The sequence below is a fragment of the Vibrio sp. 10N.239.312.D08 genome (assembly GCF_041466145.1).
Classification (GTDB): Bacteria; Pseudomonadota; Gammaproteobacteria; order Enterobacterales; family Vibrionaceae; genus Vibrio; species Vibrio crassostreae_C.
On sequence record NZ_JBFSSD010000121.1, the window covers coordinates 1 to 1,329 of the forward strand.

Here is a 1,329-nt window from a genome sequence, read left to right on the forward strand (position 1 = left end):
CGAAACTCAAATTATTATTTGCGAGGCCATCTACATGGTCTAGTGCTTCAAGTAAGGTGAAGGTGTATTGACCTAAATTGGTATCCGAGAAACTAATCGTGAACACATTGGTTTCAACATTCGAACCATCAGTAACATAACCGATGTAGCCGCCCGGTGTGGTTGGGTCAGCTTTCAGCTCGACAGCTAATCCGTTTGATGTGAGAGTGCCGCCAAAATTGAACTCAGTCGGTTCAATACGGAAGCTGGTCACATCATCACTTTGAGTGGTGTAAGTAATAGTTTGAGTTGAGCTAACCGCGCTACCGCTTGGTGCAGAGCCATCACTCAGATTGGTTTCCGACAAGTTCACAGTTGGCACATTATCAATGGTCGGAATATCACCATCGGTAATGGTCAGCGTGACGGTTGAGGTAAGCACATCGTTATCGGAGTCACTAGATGTCACCACAATTGATTTCACGATGTCTTCGCTGAGTGTGTGGTCTAGATTACGATTAGGCTCAAAGCGCACATCACCTTGAAGCGTGATGAACAGTTCACCTTCTGTGAAGCTAAATTGCTGCTCACCATTGTCATTTTGGTCAAGTGTTCGAAGCTGGCCATCATAAGTGAATTGCGTCACCGTTGCGCCATCGGCACTTTGATTTGGCATCACATCAATGGTGTTAGTTGTCACTGTGCCAGCGGCCAAATCTGCGACGGTTGGCTCGACGATATCTAACGTACTATCTTGCATGATTTGAACATCATCACCGATAGTGACGTTTAACGGAGACACCAATGAATCATCGCCATCACTATCTACCGCGTAAACAGGTAAATCAAAACTGAGGTCGTTGTTGCCACGGGCATCTTGGTGGTCCAACGCTTCGATGAGTGTGAACGTGTATTCACCTAATGATCCAGAATTAAAGCTTAATGTGAATACTGGAGTTTCTACGTTCGTCGCACTGGTCGTAAAACCAATGTAGTCACCCGACCCTGCCGGGTCTTCACGTAACTCAACAGCTAAACCGTTCGATTTAAGATCATCGTTAGTATTGAACTCCGTTGGCTCAATACGGAAACGAACCACATCATCACTTTGATTGGTAAAAGTAATAGTTTGAGTCGAGCTTACCGCGCTGCCACTTGGAGCAGAGCCATCGCTCAGGTTAATTTCAGAAAGCGTAACACTTGGAATAACATCAATCGTCGGGTTATCACCATCAGTGATCGTCAGCGTAATGGTTGAAGTCACCGGATCGTTATCGAAGTCGCTTGAAGTCACCACAATCGACTTCACGATATCTTCACTCACTGAGTGGTCTAGATCGCGATTAGGCT

General features: G+C 45.7%; 1 protein-coding gene. It reads right to left on the bottom strand.

Features of this window, described 5'->3' with window-relative positions:
• The coding region (locus AB6D58_RS24440; protein WP_372158793.1) for a hypothetical protein at positions 1 to 1,329 on the bottom strand (1,329 nt) is incomplete at both ends.